Origin of the sequence: Pseudomonas sp. 1D4 (assembly GCF_001728925.1) — a bacterium.
Classification (GTDB): domain Bacteria; phylum Pseudomonadota; class Gammaproteobacteria; order Pseudomonadales; family Pseudomonadaceae; genus Metapseudomonas; species Metapseudomonas otitidis.
Genome location: NZ_LXJQ01000011.1, coordinates 90,707 through 107,917, shown reverse-complemented (window position 1 = coordinate 107,917; position 17,211 = coordinate 90,707). Strand labels below are relative to the sequence as shown.

At 68.9% G+C, this 17,211-nt stretch carries 13 protein-coding genes; 3 read left to right on the top strand and 10 right to left on the bottom strand.

Features of this window, described 5'->3' with window-relative positions; genetic code table 11:
* Positions 1-292 precede the first annotated feature (292 nt).
* The 6 genes from A7D27_RS08510 to eat all read right to left on the bottom strand — a co-directional run bounded on the left by A7D27_RS08510 (position 293) and on the right by eat (position 6,773).
* The gene (locus tag A7D27_RS08510; RefSeq protein ID WP_069560838.1) at positions 293-760 is read right to left on the bottom strand and encodes a hypothetical protein; all 468 of its coding nucleotides are present in this window, start codon (positions 758-760) and stop codon (positions 293-295) included.
* A gap of 76 nt (positions 761-836) precedes the next feature.
* Positions 837-1,214 carry a response regulator gene (locus A7D27_RS08505; protein ID WP_069560837.1) on the bottom strand — a complete coding sequence of 126 codons (378 nt, stop codon included), beginning with the start codon at positions 1,212-1,214 and terminating at the stop codon, positions 837-839.
* Between the two features lie 25 nt (positions 1,215-1,239).
* The gene (locus tag A7D27_RS08500) at positions 1,240-2,673 is read right to left on the bottom strand and encodes an ATPase domain-containing protein (protein ID WP_069560836.1); all 1,434 of its coding nucleotides are present in this window, start codon (positions 2,671-2,673) and stop codon (positions 1,240-1,242) included.
* Between the two features lie 458 nt (positions 2,674-3,131).
* Entirely contained in the window at positions 3,132-3,950 is an 819-nt protein-coding gene (gene eutC, locus A7D27_RS08490; protein ID WP_069560834.1) for an ethanolamine ammonia-lyase subunit EutC, read from the bottom strand.
* 11 nt (positions 3,951-3,961) lie between these two features.
* Positions 3,962-5,356, bottom strand: coding sequence for an ethanolamine ammonia-lyase subunit EutB (locus A7D27_RS08485; RefSeq protein ID WP_069560833.1), 1,395 nt, complete (start codon positions 5,354-5,356; stop codon positions 3,962-3,964).
* Positions 5,357-5,405: 49 nt separating this feature from the next.
* A complete protein-coding gene (gene eat / locus A7D27_RS08480; RefSeq protein ID WP_069560832.1) occupies positions 5,406-6,773 on the bottom strand; it encodes an ethanolamine permease in 1,368 nt (455 codons plus the stop codon).
* A 354-nt stretch (positions 6,774-7,127) separates the two neighbouring features.
* Between eat and A7D27_RS08475 the strand changes: the two genes are divergently transcribed.
* A complete protein-coding gene (locus A7D27_RS08475) occupies positions 7,128-8,180 on the top strand; it encodes an AraC family transcriptional regulator (protein WP_069560831.1) in 1,053 nt (350 codons plus the stop codon).
* Between the two features lie 523 nt (positions 8,181-8,703).
* On the opposite strand, the gene A7D27_RS08470 is transcribed toward A7D27_RS08475, so the two are convergent.
* Positions 8,704-10,224: an aldehyde dehydrogenase family protein gene (locus A7D27_RS08470; RefSeq protein WP_069560830.1), complete on the bottom strand. Its 1,521-nt coding sequence runs from the start codon at positions 10,222-10,224 to the stop codon at positions 8,704-8,706.
* A 323-nt stretch (positions 10,225-10,547) separates the two neighbouring features.
* Between A7D27_RS08470 and A7D27_RS08465 the strand changes: the two genes are divergently transcribed.
* Entirely contained in the window at positions 10,548-12,452 is a 1,905-nt protein-coding gene (locus A7D27_RS08465; RefSeq protein ID WP_069560829.1) for a sigma-54-dependent Fis family transcriptional regulator, read from the top strand.
* A gap of 215 nt (positions 12,453-12,667) precedes the next feature.
* Here the strand turns inward: A7D27_RS08465 and phnX are convergent, their stop codons facing one another.
* The 3 genes from phnX to A7D27_RS08450 all read right to left on the bottom strand — a co-directional run bounded on the left by phnX (position 12,668) and on the right by A7D27_RS08450 (position 16,198).
* Positions 12,668-13,495 carry a phosphonoacetaldehyde hydrolase gene (gene phnX / locus A7D27_RS08460; protein WP_069564607.1) on the bottom strand — a complete coding sequence of 276 codons (828 nt, stop codon included), beginning with the start codon at positions 13,493-13,495 and terminating at the stop codon, positions 12,668-12,670.
* A 19-nt stretch (positions 13,496-13,514) separates the two neighbouring features.
* On the bottom strand, positions 13,515-14,840 hold the full coding sequence (locus A7D27_RS08455) for an MFS transporter (protein ID WP_069564606.1): 1,326 nt from the start codon (positions 14,838-14,840) through the stop codon (positions 13,515-13,517).
* 188 nt (positions 14,841-15,028) lie between these two features.
* Positions 15,029-16,198 carry a 2-aminoethylphosphonate--pyruvate transaminase gene (locus A7D27_RS08450; RefSeq protein WP_069564605.1) on the bottom strand — a complete coding sequence of 390 codons (1,170 nt, stop codon included), beginning with the start codon at positions 16,196-16,198 and terminating at the stop codon, positions 15,029-15,031.
* 120 nt (positions 16,199-16,318) lie between these two features.
* Between A7D27_RS08450 and A7D27_RS08445 the strand changes: the two genes are divergently transcribed.
* Positions 16,319-17,185, top strand: coding sequence for a LysR substrate-binding domain-containing protein (locus tag A7D27_RS08445; protein WP_069564604.1), 867 nt, complete (start codon positions 16,319-16,321; stop codon positions 17,183-17,185).
* The last annotated feature ends 26 nt before the right edge of the window (positions 17,186-17,211 follow it).

The window sequence follows — 17,211 nt, the reverse complement described above, 5'->3', positions numbered from 1 at the left end:
TCCAGGGATGCGCCGTGGTCCCGGGCTGAAGCCCGGGCTACGTTCAGGTGCGGGGCCTTCGCGGTTGAAACCGCTCCCACGGGGGATGGACGCTGCGTGGGGTGGATGGTGCTTTTTCCATCCACCCGGGGGGCCGGTGGCGCCGCTGGTGGGCTTCATCTTCGCCACGGATCGATGCGGTTCGCCGAGCTCACCGCATCCTACGGTCCCGCTCCGTCCGTAGGATGGGCTGAGCTGTGCGAAGCCCATCGCTGGCCCAGGGATGCGCCGGGCGTTCCCGGAGGCAGGGGGGTCAGAACAGCGCGTCTTCGTCGCGGATCAGCACGCAGTGGTGGCCGTGGTCGTCTTCGAAGGCTTCGTAGAGGAAGTACATCTCCACCAGGCCGTCCGGGCGGGTTAGGGCGACCTGGTCGCCGGGTTCGGGGGTGAAGTACTGGCGGCTGGCGACGGGGGCCAGGCATTCGATGCGGGCCTGGACGAACAGGGCCGGGTCGCTGCCGTCGAAGTAGGCCTCGCGGTCGGCTTCGCTCCAGTCGGCGGGGATGACGAAGGGGCCGTCGATCAGCACGCGGGCGTCGCCCAGGTCTTCTTCCTCGGCGTCTTCGTCCTCCTCGTCGGCACGGTAGAGGGTGGCGTCCAGCGCGGCGGCATCGCCGAGCACGGCCTGGCGGGCGGTGAAGCGGGCCTGCGGGTCGAGGGCGGCGGCCTGGCAGCGGGCGAGCCAGGACGGGTCGCTGGCGAGTTCGGGGGATGTGGACACGGCGGGTCTCCGCTGGCAACTGGGAAAGCGCGCAGTTTCCGGGAGGCGGGCGACGCTGGCAATCGTGGCGTGGCGGTCAGCCGTGGCCGGGCTCGCCCGGGCCGATCAGCTCGGCCACCGTGGCCAGCACGGCGTGGATGTCGAAGGGCTTGTCGAACACGGCAACGAACAGGTCACCATGCTGGCGGCCGATGTTGCCCTGGGCGCCGCTCATGAGGATGACCGGCAGCTCGGCGTACTGGGGGCGCTCGCGGATGGCACGGGCGAATTCCAGGCCGTCCATCACCGGCATCATGAAGTCGGTGATCACCAGGGACGGTCGCTCGCGGTCGAGCACGTCCAGGCCTTTGCGGCCGTTGCCGGCCTTGACCACCATGTAGCCCTCGTCCTCCAGTGCGTAGGCGAGGATGTCGGCAATCAGATACTCGTCGTCGACTACCAGGATCGTTGTCATCAGCGGTTGGCCGGTTGTGTGCCCATCAGGCGCATGTCGCATTGCCGGAGAGCACGGAGGTCACCTGGCGGAAGTTCTTGTCCAGTCGCAGGCCGCTCGAGGTGAATTGCAGCTCCAGCAGGGCGGGGTCATACCCGCTGTCCCTCATCTTCAGAATGGCCATGGAGCGCTTGAGCTCAGCATTCACTTCCACGAACCGCATCAGCAGCAGGTTGTCCACGATGCTCGACAGCTCGGGCGCCGGGGCGTTGATGTCGGCGCTGTAGAGGTCGCGCATCTCCCAGGTGGCGACGATGGTCACGCCCATGGCCCGCAACTGGCCCAGCAGGGCGCCGAAGAACTCCACCAGCCGCGCCTGGCTGCTGGCCACCCGGGCCATGCCGCCGAAGCTGTCGATGAATAGGCGCTTGATGCCCAGTCGCTGCACCTCGGCGATCAGGTGGCCGCCCAGGGCGTCGAGCAGGCCTTCGGTGGGCGGTTGCCAGGCCAGGTGCAGGACGCCGGCCTTCTCCAGCGCTTCCAGGTCGAAGCCCAGGGCGCGGGCCTTGAGCCGCAGGCGCGCGGGGGATTCGTAGAAGCCAAAGTGCATGGCCGGCTCGTCGGCGCTGGCCTGGCCGAGAAAGCCCAGGCCGAGGCAGGTCTTGCCGACGCCGGCGGGACCCATGGCGAGGGTCACCGAGCCCACGGGCAGGCCGCCTTCGATCAGTGCGTCCAGGTCCGGCGTGCCGCTGGCGATGCGCCGTGGCGTGGCGTCCTCGGGCAGGGTCGGGCGGCTGTAGAGGGATTCCAGGCGCGGGTAGACCACCAGGCCGCTCTCGGTGATCTCGCATTCGTGCGGGCCGGACAGGGAGCCGCTGCCGCGGGTCTTGCGCAGGTGGATGCGACGCACCGAGCGGTTGCCCACCAGCTCCTCGCCCAGTTCGATGACGCCGTCGACCATGGTGTGCTCGGGGCTGCCGTCGTCGAGGCGGGCGCTGGTGAGGAAGAGCACGGTGCAGCCGGCAAAGGCGGCGTGGCCCTGCAGCTCGGAGATGAACTTCTTGGTGTCCATCGGCGTGTCCGCCTTGGAGCGGGCATTGAGCACGCCGTCGACGATCATCACCGTGGCCTTCTGCCGGCTGATCTCGCGGCGCAGCAGGCGTACCACTTCGTCGAGGCCTTCGTTCTCCAGGGTGTCGAAGGCGCTGACGAACTGGATCTCGTCACCGACCTTTGAGGCGTCGAAGAAGCTCAGGGTGGAGAGGAACTGGAACAGGCGCTCGTGGGTTTCCGCCAGGAGGGTGGCCACCAGCACACGGCCGCCGTTGCGCACGTGGTTGAAGCCGATCTGGTTGGCGAGGATGGTCTTGCCCGAGCCGGGACGGCCCTGGACGATGTAGGCCGCGCCGGCCACCAGGCCACCCTTCAACAGGGCGTCCAGGCCCTCGATCCCGCTGTGGAGGCGTTCTAGCTGTTCCAAGTTTCTGGCCTGCTTCTGTGCTGTTTCGCTCGTGGTAAGCCGCGCCGGCTGGCATGCCCCGTGTCCGGGGCGGGGGATTCTACGCGCCAGGGCGCCTGCCAGCGATAGAGTCGCCCGCCTCGGGCAAGTTCCGCCCATTTTCAGGGGGCCGGGCTGCCAGGCAGGCAGGTAGAGGGCGAGGGTGGCGCCCTGGCCCGGCAGGCTCTCCACGCGCAGGCTGCCGCCTTGCTGGCGGGTGAGGCCTCAGGCCTGGCTGAGGCCCAGGCCGGTGCCTTCGCCGAGGGGCTTGGTGGTGAAGAAGGGGGCGAAGATGCGCGGCGGGGCGGCTTCGCGGTCCTCGTCGGTGAACAGGTCCGCCAGGGGGCGGCCCAGCGCGTCGCCTGGTCGGGGTCAGCGGGCTCGCCGGCGCTGGGCGACGGGGAGGGCTCCATGGGCACCGGGCTCGTGTGAGGGCGGTGTCAGTCGCCTCCCAGCAGGAAGTTGCCGCGCGGGCCGCCTTCGGGGCCTTCCAGCACCGGCACGTCGGAGTCGTCCTTGAGGTTCACCCCGGAGAGCTGACGTCGGCAGGCTTCGCGCATCAGGTGCAACAGGCGGTGGGCGGCCAGTCCGTAGGAGAGGCCTTCCAGGCGCACGTTGGAGATGCAGTTGCGGCTGGCGTCGGTGAGGCCGACCCGGGGTGCCCAGGTGAAGTACAGGCCGAGGCTGTCCGGCGAGCTGAGGCCGGGCCGCTCGCCGATGAGGATCACCACCATGCGCGCCTTGAGCAGCTCGCCCACTTCGTCGGCCACGGCGACGCGGCCCTGTTCCACCAGGGTGATGGGGGCGAGGTGCCAGTTCTCGCTGGCGGCCTGGTCGAGGAAGCGCCGCAGGAAGGGCAGGGTGTGGCGTTGCACGGCAAGGGCGGACAGGCCGTCGGCGACCACCACGGCCAGGTCGTAGCCTTCGGGATGATTCGCGGCGTGTTCGCGCAGGCGCTCGGCGGAGGCGGCATCCAGGCGCCGGCCGAGGTCCGGGCGTTGCAGGTAGGTGTGGCGGTCGGCAGCGGCGCTGTGCAGGTGCAGGCTGGCGTGGCCGAGGCCCTCCAGTTCGGCGGCCAGGGCCGGGGTGTCCAGCGGCAGGTGCACGGCGTCGCGGGCCTGGGCGTGGGCGAACTGGAAGTCCAACTGGGCCTGGGTGGGCAGGCTGGTGCCGGCGCGCCCGAGGGCGATGCGTGCGGGGGTGAGGGCGCGCAGGGCCTGCCAGGGGTTGGCGGTGGCGGGGCGTTTCGGGTCGGTCATCGGGCCTCTCCTCAGGCGATTTTCCCCAGGGCGTGGCGGAAGGCCGGCGGTAGCTGCTCGCCGAGGCGCACGCGGCCGTCCTGCTGGCTGGCGATGCCCATGCGTTCCAGCCAGGCCTCGAACTCGGGCGCGGGCTTCAGGCCCAGGCTCTGGCGGGCGTAGAGGGCGTCGTGGAAGGAGGTGGTCTGGTAGTTGAGCATCACGTCGTCGGAGCCGGGGATGCCCATGATGAAGTTGATGCCGGCGACCCCGAGCAAGGTCAGCAGCATGTCCATGTCGTCCTGGTCGGCTTCGGCGTGGTTGGTGTAGCAGATGTCGCAGCCCATGGGCACGCCGAGCAGCTTGCCGCAGAAGTGGTCCTCCAGGCCGGCGCGGATGATCTGCTTGCCGTTGTAGAGGTACTCCGGGCCGATGAAGCCGACCACGGTGTTGACCAGGAACGGGTCGAAGTGACGGGCCACGGCGTAGGCGCGGGTCTCGCAGGTCTGCTGGTCGACGCCGTGGTGGGCGTTGGCCGAGAGGGCGCTGCCCTGGCCGGTCTCGAAGTACATGAGGTTGTTGCCGAGGGTGCCGCGCTTCTGCGACAGCCCGGCTTCGTAGCCCTCGCGGAGGATCTCCAGGCTGATGCCGAAGCTGCTGTTGGCCGCTTCGGTGCCGGCGATGGACTGGAACACCAGGTCCAGCGGCACGCCCTTTTCGATGGCCTGGATGGAGGTGGTGACGTGGGTCAGCACGCAGGCCTGGGTGGGGATCTCGTAGCGCTGGATGATGGCGTCGAGCATCTCCAGCAGGGCGCTGATGGAGGCGATGCTGTCGGTGGCCGGGTTGATGCCGATCATGGCGTCGCCGTTGCCGTAGAGCAGGCCGTCGAGGATGCTCGCGGCGATGCCGGCCGGGTCGTCGGTGGGGTGGTTCGGTTGCAGGCGGGTGGAGAGCCGGCCGCGCAGGCCCAGGGTGTTGCGGAAGCGGGTGACCACGCGGATCTTCTGCGCCACCAGCACCAGGTCCTGCACGCGCATGATCTTCGACACGGCGGCGGCCATCTCCGGGGTCAGCCCCCGCGCCAGGTTGCGCAGGGCCGCCTCGTCGGCGGACTCGCCCAGCAGCCAGTCGCGGAAGTCGCCCACGGTGAGGTGGCTGACCGGGGCGAAGGCGAGCCGGTCGTGGGTGTCGAGGATCAGCCGGGTGACCTCGTCCTGCTCGTAGGGGATCAGCGCCTCGTCGAGGAAGCGCTTGAGCGGCACCTCGGCCAGGGTCATCTGCGCCGCCACGCGCTCGGCGTCGCTGTTGGCGGCGACGCCCGCGAGGCAGTCGCCGGAGCGGGCCGGGCTGGCCTTGGCCATCACCTCGCGAAGGCTGTCGAAGCGCCAGGTCTGGCCGCCGACACTGTGGGAGTAGCTTGCCATCTCGATCTCCATCCGGGCCCCGCCCGGTTGGCTGGGCGGGGCATTGTCGTCACACGCGGCTGAGCAGGGCGTCTTCCGGGGCACTGGCGCGGTGGTGCGCGGTGAACTGGAACCAGACGAAGCCTGCCGCCATGAATCCCAGGAAGATTAGCCCGATGGTGGTATTGAACCAGGCCATGGCGACCAGGCAGACCACGGCCAGCACCAGGGCGATGGCGGGGACGACCGGGTAGCCGGGGGCGCGGAAGGTGCGTTCCAGGTTCGGTTCGCTGCGGCGCAGCTTGAACAGGCTGAGCATGCTGATGATGTACATGACGATGGCACCGAACACGCTCATGGTGATCATCGCGGCGGTCAGGCTCATGCCCTGCAGGTTCACCAGGCCGTCGCTGTAGATCGCGGCGATGCCCACCACGCCGCCGGCGATGATGGCGCGGTGCGGGGTCTGGAAGCGCGACAGCTTGGCCAGGCCACGGGGCAGGTAGCCGGCGCGGGCCAGGGCGAAGAACTGGCGGGAATAGCCGAGGATGATGCCGTGGAAGCTGGCCACCAGGCCGAACAGGCCGATCCACACCAGCATGTGCATCCAGCCGGAGTTCTCGCCGACCACAGCCTTCATGGCCTGGGGTAGCGGGTCGTTGATGTTGGACAGCTCGCGCCAGTCACCCACGCCACCGGCCATGATCATCACGCCGATGGCGAGGAACACCAGGGTCAGGATGCCGGCGATGTAGGCGCGCGGGATGGTGCGTTTCGGGTCCTTGGCTTCCTCGGCGGCCATGGCGGCGCCCTCGATGGCGAGGAAGAACCAGATGGCGAAGGGGATGGCGGCGAAGATGCCGGAGATGGCGCCGAGGTTGAACTCATTGCTGCCGGCCCAGCCGTTGAGCACGAAGTTGGAGAAGCTGAAGCCCGGCGCGACCACGCCCATGAACACCAGCAGCTCGGCCACGGCCAGCACGGTGACCACCAGCTCGAAGGTGGCGGCGATGCTGACGCCGAGGATGTTCAGGGTCATAAAGATCAGGTAGGCCCCTACGGCGGCCTGCTTCGGGTCCAGCTCCGGGTACTGCACGTTGAGGTAGGCGCCGATGGCCATGGCGATGGCCGGCGGGGCGAAGACGAATTCGATCAGGGTGGCGATGCCGGCGATCAGCCCGCCTTTCTCGCCGAAGGCCCGGCGGCTGTAGGCGAAGGGGCCGCCGGCGTGGGGAATGGCGGTGGTCAGTTCGGTGAAGCTGAAGATGAAGCAGGTGTACATGGTGGCGACCATCAGCGCCGTCACCAGGAAGCCCAGGGTACCGGCGGTGCCCCAGCCATAGCTCCAGCCGAAGTACTCGCCGGAAATCACCAGGCCCACGGCGATACCCCAGAGGTGCAGGGTGCCGAGCGTGGGTTTGAGTTGTGTCGTGCTCATCGGGACTCCTCAGCCCTCGCGGGCTTTGTTGTTGTTGGAAACCGCCTGTCCTCGGCGACGCTCGGCGCGCAAACACCCGCACAATCCATTGGGGGATGGATCGATGGTAGCCAGCGACCGGCCCCAGGACTTGACCGTGGGAAGCGCGGTGGCGCCTCTGCGGTCAAGTCGCGGCGGTGTTACCCATCGCCCCATGAAAAACGTGCTCCGGCCCGGTGCGCGCGGCCTCCAGCCTGCACAGGGAGGGTGCGAAGCCCTGGCCACGGTGCCTCCGGCAAGCCCCCTTCGGCTGCCGTGGACGAGGCATGGCTTTTGCTTGAACGGGTGATCAATTAAAGAACCCGGTACCCCGTGATGAGCCAGCCCCTGCTTTCATCCGCCAGCCTGCAGATGCCCCCCGCGAGCAACGTCGGCGTGCTGTCGGCGGCGGCCAGTGGCCTCGACCAGTTCATCACCCGCCAGGGCGGCGACCTGGACCTGGTGTTCGGCCGGTCCGGGATCGACCCCGAGCAACTGCGCCACCCGACCCTGAGCCTGGCGCTGCCCAACTACTGCGACGTGCTGGAGGAGGCCGCCCGGCAGTCGGGCTGTGACAACTTCGGGCTGCGCTACGGGCAGCAGTTCCAGCCCCGGGACCTGGGCTTGCTGGGGTATGTCGGGCTGTTCTCGGACACCCTGGAGGAGGCGCTGAAGAACTTCGCCGGCGCCTTCCCCTATCACCAGCACAGCACGCTGATCCGCCTGGTGGACTGCGGCGAGTGCTACCGCTTCGACTACCAGGTGCGCCACGGCGCCATCCTCGACCGCCGGCAGGATGCCGAGCTGACCCTGGGCATGGCGCTGAACCTGCTGCGCCACGTGCTGGGCCCGCAGTGGGCGCCGCGTGCGGTGGCCTTCGAGCATGAACGGCCGGAGGCGTGGCACGAGCATGGCGACGCCTTCGGCGCGCCGGTGCAGTTCGGCCGGCCGTGCAACTTCATGCTGGTACCCAAGGGGGACGTGCAGGGCAAGCCGATGCCGGAGCGCGACCCGAACCTGCTGTTCCTCTTCCAGGACGTGATCCACCGCCTGGGCGCCGGCGCCAATGTCCCCAGCCTGCTGGAGGAGCTGGGCACCCAGGTGCGCCTGGCCCTGTCCGAAGGCGAACCCTGCCTCGAGCGCATCGCCGAACGCCTGGAAATGACCCCCGCCGGCCTGCAGCGCCGCCTGCGGGAGCAAGGGCTGTGTTTCAGCCAGGTGGTGGAGCGTACCCGCCGCGAACTGGCGCTGCACTACCTGCGCCGCCGCCAACGCCCCATCTCCGAACTCGCCCCGCTGCTGGGCTACTCCGAGACCAGCGCCTTCTCCCGCGCCTTCCGCCGCTGGTTCGGCGTCAGCCCCCGGCAGTGGCGAGGGGACGCGCGCTAGGTCCTCGCGTACCACGCCGTTCTGTAGGGTGGGCCGGGCGGCGTTCCGCTTCAGCCCACCAGCGGTAACCAGCGTGGGCTGAAGCCCACCCTACGGGCGATGTCCCTGGTCCACCGGACAGCACCCCGTGCCCCTTTGTTTATGGCGCCTCGGCTACGGTGGTGGATCGATGAAGAGTGATCTACGCCACGGTCATGTCCGTAGGATGCGGTGAGCTGTGCGAACCGCATCGCTCCGTGCCCTGGCCCCGTAATGATGGGCTTCGCACAGCTCAGCCCATCCTACGTTTGTCGCTGCGCCCTTACCGAACAGCTCTTTGCGGTTGAAACCGCTCCCATACCTTCCCCAGGCCCCGTTGTTTATGGCGCCTCGCGTGGGGTGAATGGCGCTCTTCCCATCCACCATTTGGCGTTCGGCAATGGCTCCGGCGGTGGATCGGTGAAGCGCGATCCACCCTACGGCTGCCCGTCATTCGAAACGAAAAAACGCGGCCGAGGCCGCGTTTTTCGTGGGGCGGGTGGGGTCAGAAGAAGCCCAGGGGGTTGATGTCGTAGCTGACCAGCAGGTTCTTGGTCTGCTGGTAGTGGTCGAGCATCATCTTGTGGGTTTCGCGGCCGACGCCGGACTTCTTGTAGCCACCGAAGGCGGCGTGGGCCGGGTACAGGTGGTAGCAGTTGGTCCAGACGCGGCCGGCCTTGATGCCACGGCCCATGCGCCAGGCGCGGTTGATGTCGCGGGTCCAGAGGCCGGCGCCGAGGCCGAACTCGGTGTCGTTGGCGATGGCCAGGGCTTCGGCTTCGTCCTTGAAGGTGGTGACGCCGACCACCGGGCCGAAGATCTCTTCCTGGAAGACGCGCATCTTGTTGTGGCCCTTGAGCAGGGTCGGCTGGATGTAGTAGCCGGTGGCGAGGCTGCCTTCGAGCTTCTCGGCGGCGCCGCCAGTGAGCACTTCGGCGCCTTCCTGCTGGGCGATGTCGAGGTAGCTGAGGATCTTCTCGTACTGCTGCTGGGAGGCCTGGGCGCCGACCATGGTGTCGGTGTCCAGGGGGTCGCCGCGCTTGATGGCCTTCACCTTCTTCATCACTTCGGCCATGAAGGCCGGGTAGATGGATTCCTGCACCAGGGCGCGGGAGGGGCAGGTGCAGACTTCGCCCTGGTTGAAGAAGGCGAGGACCAGGCCTTCGGCGGCCTTTTCGATGAAGGCCGGTTCGGCCTGCATGATGTCTTCGAAGTAGATGTTGGGGCTCTTGCCGCCCAGTTCGACGGTGCTGGGGATGATGTTCTCGGCGGCGCACTTGAGGATGTGCGAGCCGACGGGGGTGGAGCCGGTGAAGGCGATCTTGGCGATGCGCTTGCTGGTGGCGAGCGCTTCGCCGGCTTCCTTGCCGAAGCCCTGGACGACGTTGAGTACGCCGGGCGGCAGCAGGTCGCCGATCAGTTCCATGAGCACGGTGATGCCCAGCGGGGTCTGTTCGGCGGGCTTGAGGACGATGCAGTTGCCGGCGGCCAGGGCCGGGGCGAGCTTCCAGGCGGCCATGAGCAGCGGGAAGTTCCAGGGGATGATCTGGCCGACCACGCCGAGGGGTTCGTGGATGTGGTAGGCGACGGTGCCGTCGTTGATCTCGGCGGCGCCGCCTTCCTGGGCGCGGATGCAGCCGGCGAAGTAGCGGAAGTGGTCGACGGCGAGCGGGATGTCGGCGTTGAGGGTTTCGCGCACGGCCTTGCCGTTGTCCCAGGTTTCGGTGACGGCGAGGACTTCGAGGTTCTGTTCGATGCGGTCGGCGATCTTCAGCAGGATGTTGGAGCGGTCCTGCACGGAGGTGCGGCCCCAGGCATCGGCGGCGGCGTGGGCGGCGTCGAGGGCCTTGTCGATGTCTTCGGCGGTGGAGCGGGGGAATTCGGCGATGGGCTGGCCGTTCACCGGGGAGGTGTTGGTGAAGTACTGGCCTTTGACCGGGGGTACGAATTCGCCGCCGATGTAGTTGCCGTAGCGGTCCTTGAAGGAAACGACGGCGCCGGGGGTGCCGGGTTGTGCGTAACGCATGGTCTATCTCCTTGGCTCTTGTGCTTGTTGGTGGAGGACGCGCCGAAGCGCTGTGAGTAGCATAGAGCAAGGGGCGGGCCAGACCAGCGCAAGCCCCGGCCGGCGTGGCTTGTGGCTATTTTCGGGGGTGTCGCGACTGTGTCGTTGTGGCAGGGCTGGTATAGGTCAGGTGACAGTTTGTCACGTATCTGGCACAGCCCGATGACCCATGGGTCATCCGGGCGTTGCAAAGGGCGTGGCGCTGGAGGATGCTGCGGCGACGTGGGTGCCCGTCCTGGGCGCCGGGCTGCCTCCCGGACCCCCGCTGCGGAGAACAACAAGACATGCACGACCACCTGAGCCGCCATGCTCAGCAAGTGCTGACCCTGGCGCAGGGCAAGGCCCAGTCGAGCGGGCCCGCTGCCGACCCTTCCATCGCCCGCTCCTGGCTGCGTTGCCTGGAGGACTACAACCTGGACCCGGCCCTGCCGCGCCCGCCCGCCGTGCTGGAGCACGCGCGGATGCTGGAGTGCCGCGAGCGCATGCAGCAGGTGCTGGAGATCGCCAACGGCGAGATGAACAGCCTCTATCACCAGCTCTCCGGTACCGGCCACGCGGTGCTGCTGACCGATGCCCGCGGTGTGATCCTCAACTGCGTGACGGCCGCGGCCGAGCGCAATGCCTTCGAGCAGGCCGGCCTGTGGCTGGGCGCCGACTGGAGCGAGGCCCGCGAGGGCACCAACGGCATCGGCACCTGCCTGGTGGAGCGCCAGGCGCTGACCATCCACCAGGACGAGCACTTCCGCAGCCTGCACACCGGGCTGACCTGCTCGGCGAGCCCGGTGTTCGACCCCCATGGCGAGCTGCTGGCGGTGCTCGACGTCTCCTCGGCGCGGCGTGCCATGTCCCGCCAGAGCCAGTTCCACACCATGGCGCTGGTCAACCTCTCGGCGAAGATGATCGAGAGCTGCTACTTCCTGCGCCGCTTCGAGGGCGAGTGGCTGCTGCGCTTCCACCTGCAGGCCGAGTACGTCGGCCTGTTCAGCGAAGGGCTGATGGCCTTCGACGGCGAGGGGCGCATCCGCGCGGTGAACCAGGGCGCCATCAACCTGCTGGACAGCAGCCGCGAGCGCCTGTTGGGCACCACGGTGGAGGCCTGCTTCGACTGCCGCCTGGACGACCTGCTGGCCCGCGCCCAGCCCCAACCCAATGCCAGTTGGCCGCTGCGGGCACGCAACGGCCGGGTGCTGCATGCGGCGCTGCGCGGCCAGGCGCCCCGGCCGATGCCGGTGGCCCCGCTGGTGGTGGAGCGCCCGGCGGCACCGGGCCTGTGCCTCGGGGATGAGGTGCTGCAGGCGGACTTCCGCCGGGCCGTGAAGGTCTACGAGCGGGACGTGCCGTTGCTGGTCAACGGCGAGACCGGCTCCGGCAAGGAGGCCTTCGCCAAGGCCGTGCACCGGGCCAGCTCGCGGGCCGAGCGGCCCTTCATCGCGCTGAACTGCGCGGCGATCCCGGAATCGCTGATCGAGAGCGAGCTGTTCGGCTATCGCGGCGGCAGCTTCACTGGCGCCCGCAAGGAAGGCATGCGCGGCAAGCTGCAGCAGGCCGACGGCGGCACGCTGTTCCTCGACGAGATCGGCGACATGCCCCTGGCCCTGCAGACCCGCCTGCTGCGGGTGCTGGAGGAGCGCCAGGTGGTGCCCATCGGCGGCGAGGCCCAGGCGGTGGACGTGCGCATCATCAGCGCCACCCACCGCGCCCTGGAGGCCCGCGTGCAGGCCGGCGACTTCCGCGAGGACCTGTACTACCGGCTCAACGGCCTGGTCATCGACCTGCCGCCGCTGCGCGAACGCAGCGACCGGGAGCCGCTGCTGGAGCACCTGCTGCGGGAGGAGGCGCGCGGCCAGGTGGTGCGCCTCGACGATGCCGCCCGCCAGGCCCTGCTGGCGCATCCCTGGCCGGGCAACGTGCGCCAGTTGCGCAACGTGCTGCGCACCCTGGTGGCGTTGTGCGAGGACGGGGTGATCCGCCTGGCCGACCTGCCCCGGGACATCCGCGAGCAGGCTGCACCGGTGACGCGGGCCGAAACGCCGGCCAACCCGCTGGACGATGCCGAGCGCGTCGCCCTGCTGGGTGCGCTGGAAAGCCAGCGCTGGCACATGACCCGCACCGCCGAGCAACTGGGCATCAGCCGCAACACGCTGTACCGCAAGCTGCGCAAGCACGCCATCGAGACGCGCAGCCTGTGACACGGCCTGCGTAGCCCGGGCTTCAGCCCAGGAACCCCAGCACGTGAAGAACCCGCCGATTGGCGGGTTCGTTCATTGCGGGGGCCCATCTGGGCGTAGGGGGGATGACGCTCTTTTCATCCACCAGCGGTGCTACCTGTGGCACCGGGCAGTGGCAGCCCTGCGGGCTGCTTGGCGACTGAAGTCGCCCCTACGGGTGCCCTCCAGCGGTTTCTTCACGCGCTCTGTGGCATTTCCCCCCGTGCCAGTCGGGCGTTGATGGCGTCGATCACCTTCGGCAGGTCGGCGATGGTGTCGATCAGGTAGTGCGGGCGGGCGCCTTCGAAGAGCTGGCCGATGCGCTGGCGCGCGCGCTCCAGTTCCGTGGGCGAGAGGGCCTTGAACTGCTCCCAGGTCAGGCCCAGGGCGTTGCCGGAGCAGGTGAGGGCCACTGTCCACATGCCGGCCCGGCGGCCTTCGAGGATGCCCGGCCAGGTGTCGTCCACCTTCACGCAGGCGGCCACGTCCTCAATGCCGAGGGCGATGACGTTGGCCAGGGCCTGGGCCGGGTGCGGGCGGCCGTTGGGCACTTCGTCGGTGGCCACCACGTGGTCGGCGATGTAGCCGTTGCCCCGGGCCAGCTCCACCACCTTGTCCATCACCGCCTTGGGGTAGCCGGAGCAGGAGCCGATCTTCAGGCCGCGCTGGCGCAGCGCGGCGATGGCCTCCAGGGCGCCGGGGATGAGCGCCGAGTGGACGCCGATCTTCTCGATCTGCAGCGGCATGAAGCGCTCGTAGATGGCCGTGACGTCGTCGTCGGTCGGCAGCCGGCCGAAGGCGGCGCGGTAGCGTTCGGCGATGGCGGGCAGGTTGCAGAGGGTGCGGATGTGGTCCCACTTGCCCATGCCCATCGGGCCACGGGCTTCTTCCAGGGAGACGGCGACGCCGAACTCGGCGAAGGCTTCGACGAAGATCTGCGTGGGGGCGAAGGAGCCGAAGTCGACCACGGTGCCGGCCCAGTCGAGCACGGCGGCCTGCAGGTGGGTGGGGTGTTGGTAGTTCATGGTGATTCTCCGTCGGGGTTCAGGTTCGGGCGTTGGCCAGGCCGCCTGGGAGCGGTATGGCAGGGGGTGTTTCGGGTTGCGGCCGGCTGTTCCAGAACGGCACCAGCAGCAGGCTGGCCAGCAGGGCGGCGAAGGTGAAGGCGAGGAACACGGTGGTGGTGTCGAAGTAGCCCGGCAGCAGGCCGCCGAGGATGGCGCCCACCGAGCCGCAGCCGTTGACGAAGCCGGCGGCGGTGCCGGCCGCTTCCTGGGTGCCGAAGTCGACGGCGGCGGAGCTGCTGATCATCGAGTCCGGGCCGTAAAGGGTCATGCCCATGAGGAACAGCAGGCCCACCACCAGGTACAGGCTGCCGCTCTGCATGGCCGGTACGAACAGCGCGAGGCACAGGGTGAGGGCCGCCAGGCTGAATACGCAGGCGGGCATGCGGCGGGCGCCGAAGAGCCTGTCCGAGGCGATGCCGATGAGGATCGGCCCCACCAGCCCGGCCACTTCGAAGGCCGTGGGGACGATGGCGGAGGCCACCTTGCCGATGGCCGGCATCCGCTCGTAGACGATCACCGGGCCCCACAGGAGGATCGCGTAGCGCGCCGGCTTGAGCAGGAAGTAGGCCAGGCCCAGTGCCAGCACCGGCCGGTTGGCCAGCACCTTGCGCAGCACCCGCCAGTGCCCGGGGCGCACGGCGGTCGGGTCGGCAGCCGGCGTGCTTTCCAGCGGTGGCAGGCCGACGTCTTCCGGGCGGTTGCGTTGCAGCAGCCAGAACAGCACGGCCACGCCCAGCACCACCAGCGCGCAGGAGACGAACGCCGCGCGCCAGTCGTGGAACACGTCAAAGGCCCACCAGCCGGCGAAGGGCGTGGCCACCAGGCCACCGAAGGCGTAGCAGGTGCTCCAGTAGCCCAGCACCCGACCGCGCTCCTGGGTGGCGAAGAAGCTGCCGATGTTCTTGCACAGCCCCGACCAGCCGGTGGACTGCGCCAGGCCCTGGACGAGCATGCAACTGACGAAGATCGGCAGGGTGGCGAAGGTGCCCATGGCCAGGGCCGCCAGGGCCGAGATCAGCAGGCCGCCGAAGACCACGACCCGTGGCCCGAAGCGATCGGCGAACAGCCCCCAGGTGAACTGGCCCACGGCGTAGGCGCCGAGGTAGAGCGCATCGAGGTTGGCCATGGCGGCCTTGTCCAGCTCGAAGGTCGGGTCCTCGGCGATGCCGAGCTTGGCCACCGAGAAGGCCTTGCGGGTGAAGTAGAAGGCGGCGTAGGCCAGCCAGGTGATGAGGAAGATCTGGACCCGCCAGCGGTGCAGCGATTGCCAGCCGCGGGCGGTGGAGCCGGGTGAGGTGTGCATGGGTTCTGACCCCTGTGGACAGTGCATGAGGAGAGGTTGTTGTTCTTGTGGTGTGTCCTGGCTGTCTAAACGCCCGGCCTGGTCAGAAGGGCAGCGGTCGGGGCGTCAGGCGTGCGTGGGCTGTGCGCTAGGCAACTCCTCGCTGGCATGGCCGGCAGTGGGCCGCGCCGGGGCGCGGCCGGTGGGGGTCAGGCCGCCTGGCCGGGGAGGGTGACCTGCATGGCGGCGAGGCTGTCGGCGATGGCGGCCAGCAACTGGCGGACGATGGCCTCGTCGATCTGGCCGATGCAGCCGATGCGGAAGCTCTCCGCCTCGGTGAGCTTGCCGGGGTAGATGACGAAGTGGCGGGCCTTGAGTTCGTCGTAGAAGCGCTTGAAGGCGAAGCGGGGGTGATCGGGGCTGAAGAAGGTGGTGATGATCGGCGACAGCCAGCGGTCCTCCAGCAGTGTGCGGAAGCCCATCTGGCGCATGCCGGCCACCAGCACGTCGCGGTTGCGGGTGTAGCGCGCCAGGCGCCCGGCCACGCCGCCTTCCGCTGCGTGCTGGGCCAGCGCGGCACGGAACGCCACCACGCTGTGGGTAGGCGGGGTGAAGCGCCACTGGCCGGTGCGCTCCATGTAGCGCCATTGCTCCAGCAGGTCGAGGCTGAGGGAGTGGGCGCGCCCGGCGGAGGCCTCCAGCAGGCTGCGGCGGATGATCACGAAGCCGAAGCCGGGGATGCCTTCGATGCACTTGTTGGCCGAGGACACCAGCACGTCGAAGTCCACCGACTGCACCGTGAGCGGCACGGCGCCGAACGAGCTCATGGCGTCGACGATCAGCACCTTGCCGTGCCGGCGTACCACAGCGGCGATCTCGGCCAGGGGGTTGAGGATGCCGGAGCTGGTCTCGCAATGGACCAGGAACACGCTGGTGACGTCCGGGTGGTCGCGCAGCAGGGCGTCCACTTCCTCCGGCTGGGGCGGCAGGTAGTCGCCCTTGTCGAGGCTGATGTGGGCACGGCCGAGGTAGTCGAGGATCTTGCCGGCACGCTGGCCGTAGGCGCCGTTCATCAGCACCAGGGCCTTGCCGTCGCGGGGGATGGCGGTGGCCAGGGCGGCCTCGACGGCGAAGGTGCCACTGCCCTGCAGCGGCACGCAGGCGTAGCGGTCGTCGTGCACGCCGGCCATCGCCAGGAGCTGCTGGCGCACCTCGGCGGTGACGCGGTTGAAGTCGGCATCCCAGGAGCCCCAGTCCTGCAGCATGGCCTCCTTGGTGGCGCGGGAGGTGGTCAGCGGGCCGGGGGTCAGCAGGTAGGGCTCGCCCAGCGCCGGAGCGGCCAGCGGGGCATGGGCAGTGGGGAATTCGGCGTGGGTCATGGTCATCTCCAGCGGATGCGGGGTGGCGGTGCTGGAGGGGATGAGACCCGTTTCAGTGCGATAACTGAAATCGATTTATGGTATTTCACTCAGAAGCTGAGCTTATTTATCGGGGGTGACATGTCGGTTTCCCAGGCCCAACTCAAGGCCTTCCATGCCGTGGCCGTGCACGGCAATTTCACCCGCGCGGCGGAGCAGCTGTTCCTCAGCCAGCCGGCGGTGTCCGACCAGGTGCGCAAGCTGGAGGAACGCTTCGGCGTGCTGCTGTTCAACCGCAACAAGCGCTCGGTGCAACTGACCGAACTGGGCGGGCAGCTGCTGGCCATCACCCAGCGCCTGTTCGCCGCTGAGCGCGAGGCACTGGAGCTGCTCACCAGCTCCCGCGCCCTGGAAAGCGGCAGCCTGACCCTGGCAGTGGACGCGCCCATGCACCTGCTGCCGCACCTGGCGCGCTTCTGCGAACGCTACCCCGGCATCCGCGTGCGGCTGGTGACGGGCAACAGCGACGAATCCCTGCGCCGCCTGTTCGACTACCAGGCCGACTTCGCCGTGCTCGGCCGCCCGGTGGACGACGAGCGGTTGATCAGCCACGTCCTCAGCAGCGGCCCCCTGGTGGCCTTCGTCGCCGACAGCCACCCCTGGGCTCCGCGCGAGTCCCTGCACCTGGCCGACCTGCACCGCACCCCGCTGGTGCTGCGGGAGGAAGGCTCCATGACCCGGCAGATGCTGGAGGACGAAATGCACCGCGCCGGCCTGGAAGTCCTCCCCGCCATCGAGGTGGAAGGCCGCGAGGCGGTGTTCGAGATGGTCATGGCCGGGCTCGGCGTCGGCATCGTCTCCGCCGCCGAACTCGGCGCCGGGCGCGGCGTGTGCGTCCTGCCCATCCTCGACTTCGAATCGCGCATGACGGAAACGCTGGTGTGCCTGAAGGAGCAGGGGGCGAGGCGGGTGATTGGGGCGTTTTTGGAGGGGGTGGGCGTAGAGTGAGCCGCCTATACGGTATGACAGTTATG

Coding starts and splice junctions, on each gene's coding strand:
- eutC (WP_069560834.1), bottom strand. CDS start 3,950: ATGACCGACCCGAAACGCCCCGCCACCGCCAACCCCTGGCAGGCCCTG.
- A7D27_RS08505 (WP_069560837.1), bottom strand. CDS start 1,214: ATGACAACGATCCTGGTAGTCGACGACGAGTATCTGATTGCCGACATC.
- A7D27_RS08455 (WP_069564606.1), bottom strand. CDS start 14,840: ATGCACACCTCACCCGGCTCCACCGCCCGCGGCTGGCAATCGCTGCAC.
- A7D27_RS08465 (WP_069560829.1), top strand. CDS start 10,548: ATGCACGACCACCTGAGCCGCCATGCTCAGCAAGTGCTGACCCTGGCG.
- A7D27_RS08485 (WP_069560833.1), bottom strand. CDS start 5,356: ATGGCAAGCTACTCCCACAGTGTCGGCGGCCAGACCTGGCGCTTCGAC.
- phnX (WP_069564607.1), bottom strand. CDS start 13,495: ATGAACTACCAACACCCCACCCACCTGCAGGCCGCCGTGCTCGACTGG.
- A7D27_RS08475 (WP_069560831.1), top strand. CDS start 7,128: ATGAGCCAGCCCCTGCTTTCATCCGCCAGCCTGCAGATGCCCCCCGCG.
- A7D27_RS08445 (WP_069564604.1), top strand. CDS start 16,319: ATGTCGGTTTCCCAGGCCCAACTCAAGGCCTTCCATGCCGTGGCCGTG.
- A7D27_RS08450 (WP_069564605.1), bottom strand. CDS start 16,198: ATGACCCACGCCGAATTCCCCACTGCCCATGCCCCGCTGGCCGCTCCG.
- eat (WP_069560832.1), bottom strand. CDS start 6,773: ATGAGCACGACACAACTCAAACCCACGCTCGGCACCCTGCACCTCTGG.
- A7D27_RS08470 (WP_069560830.1), bottom strand. CDS start 10,224: ATGCGTTACGCACAACCCGGCACCCCCGGCGCCGTCGTTTCCTTCAAG.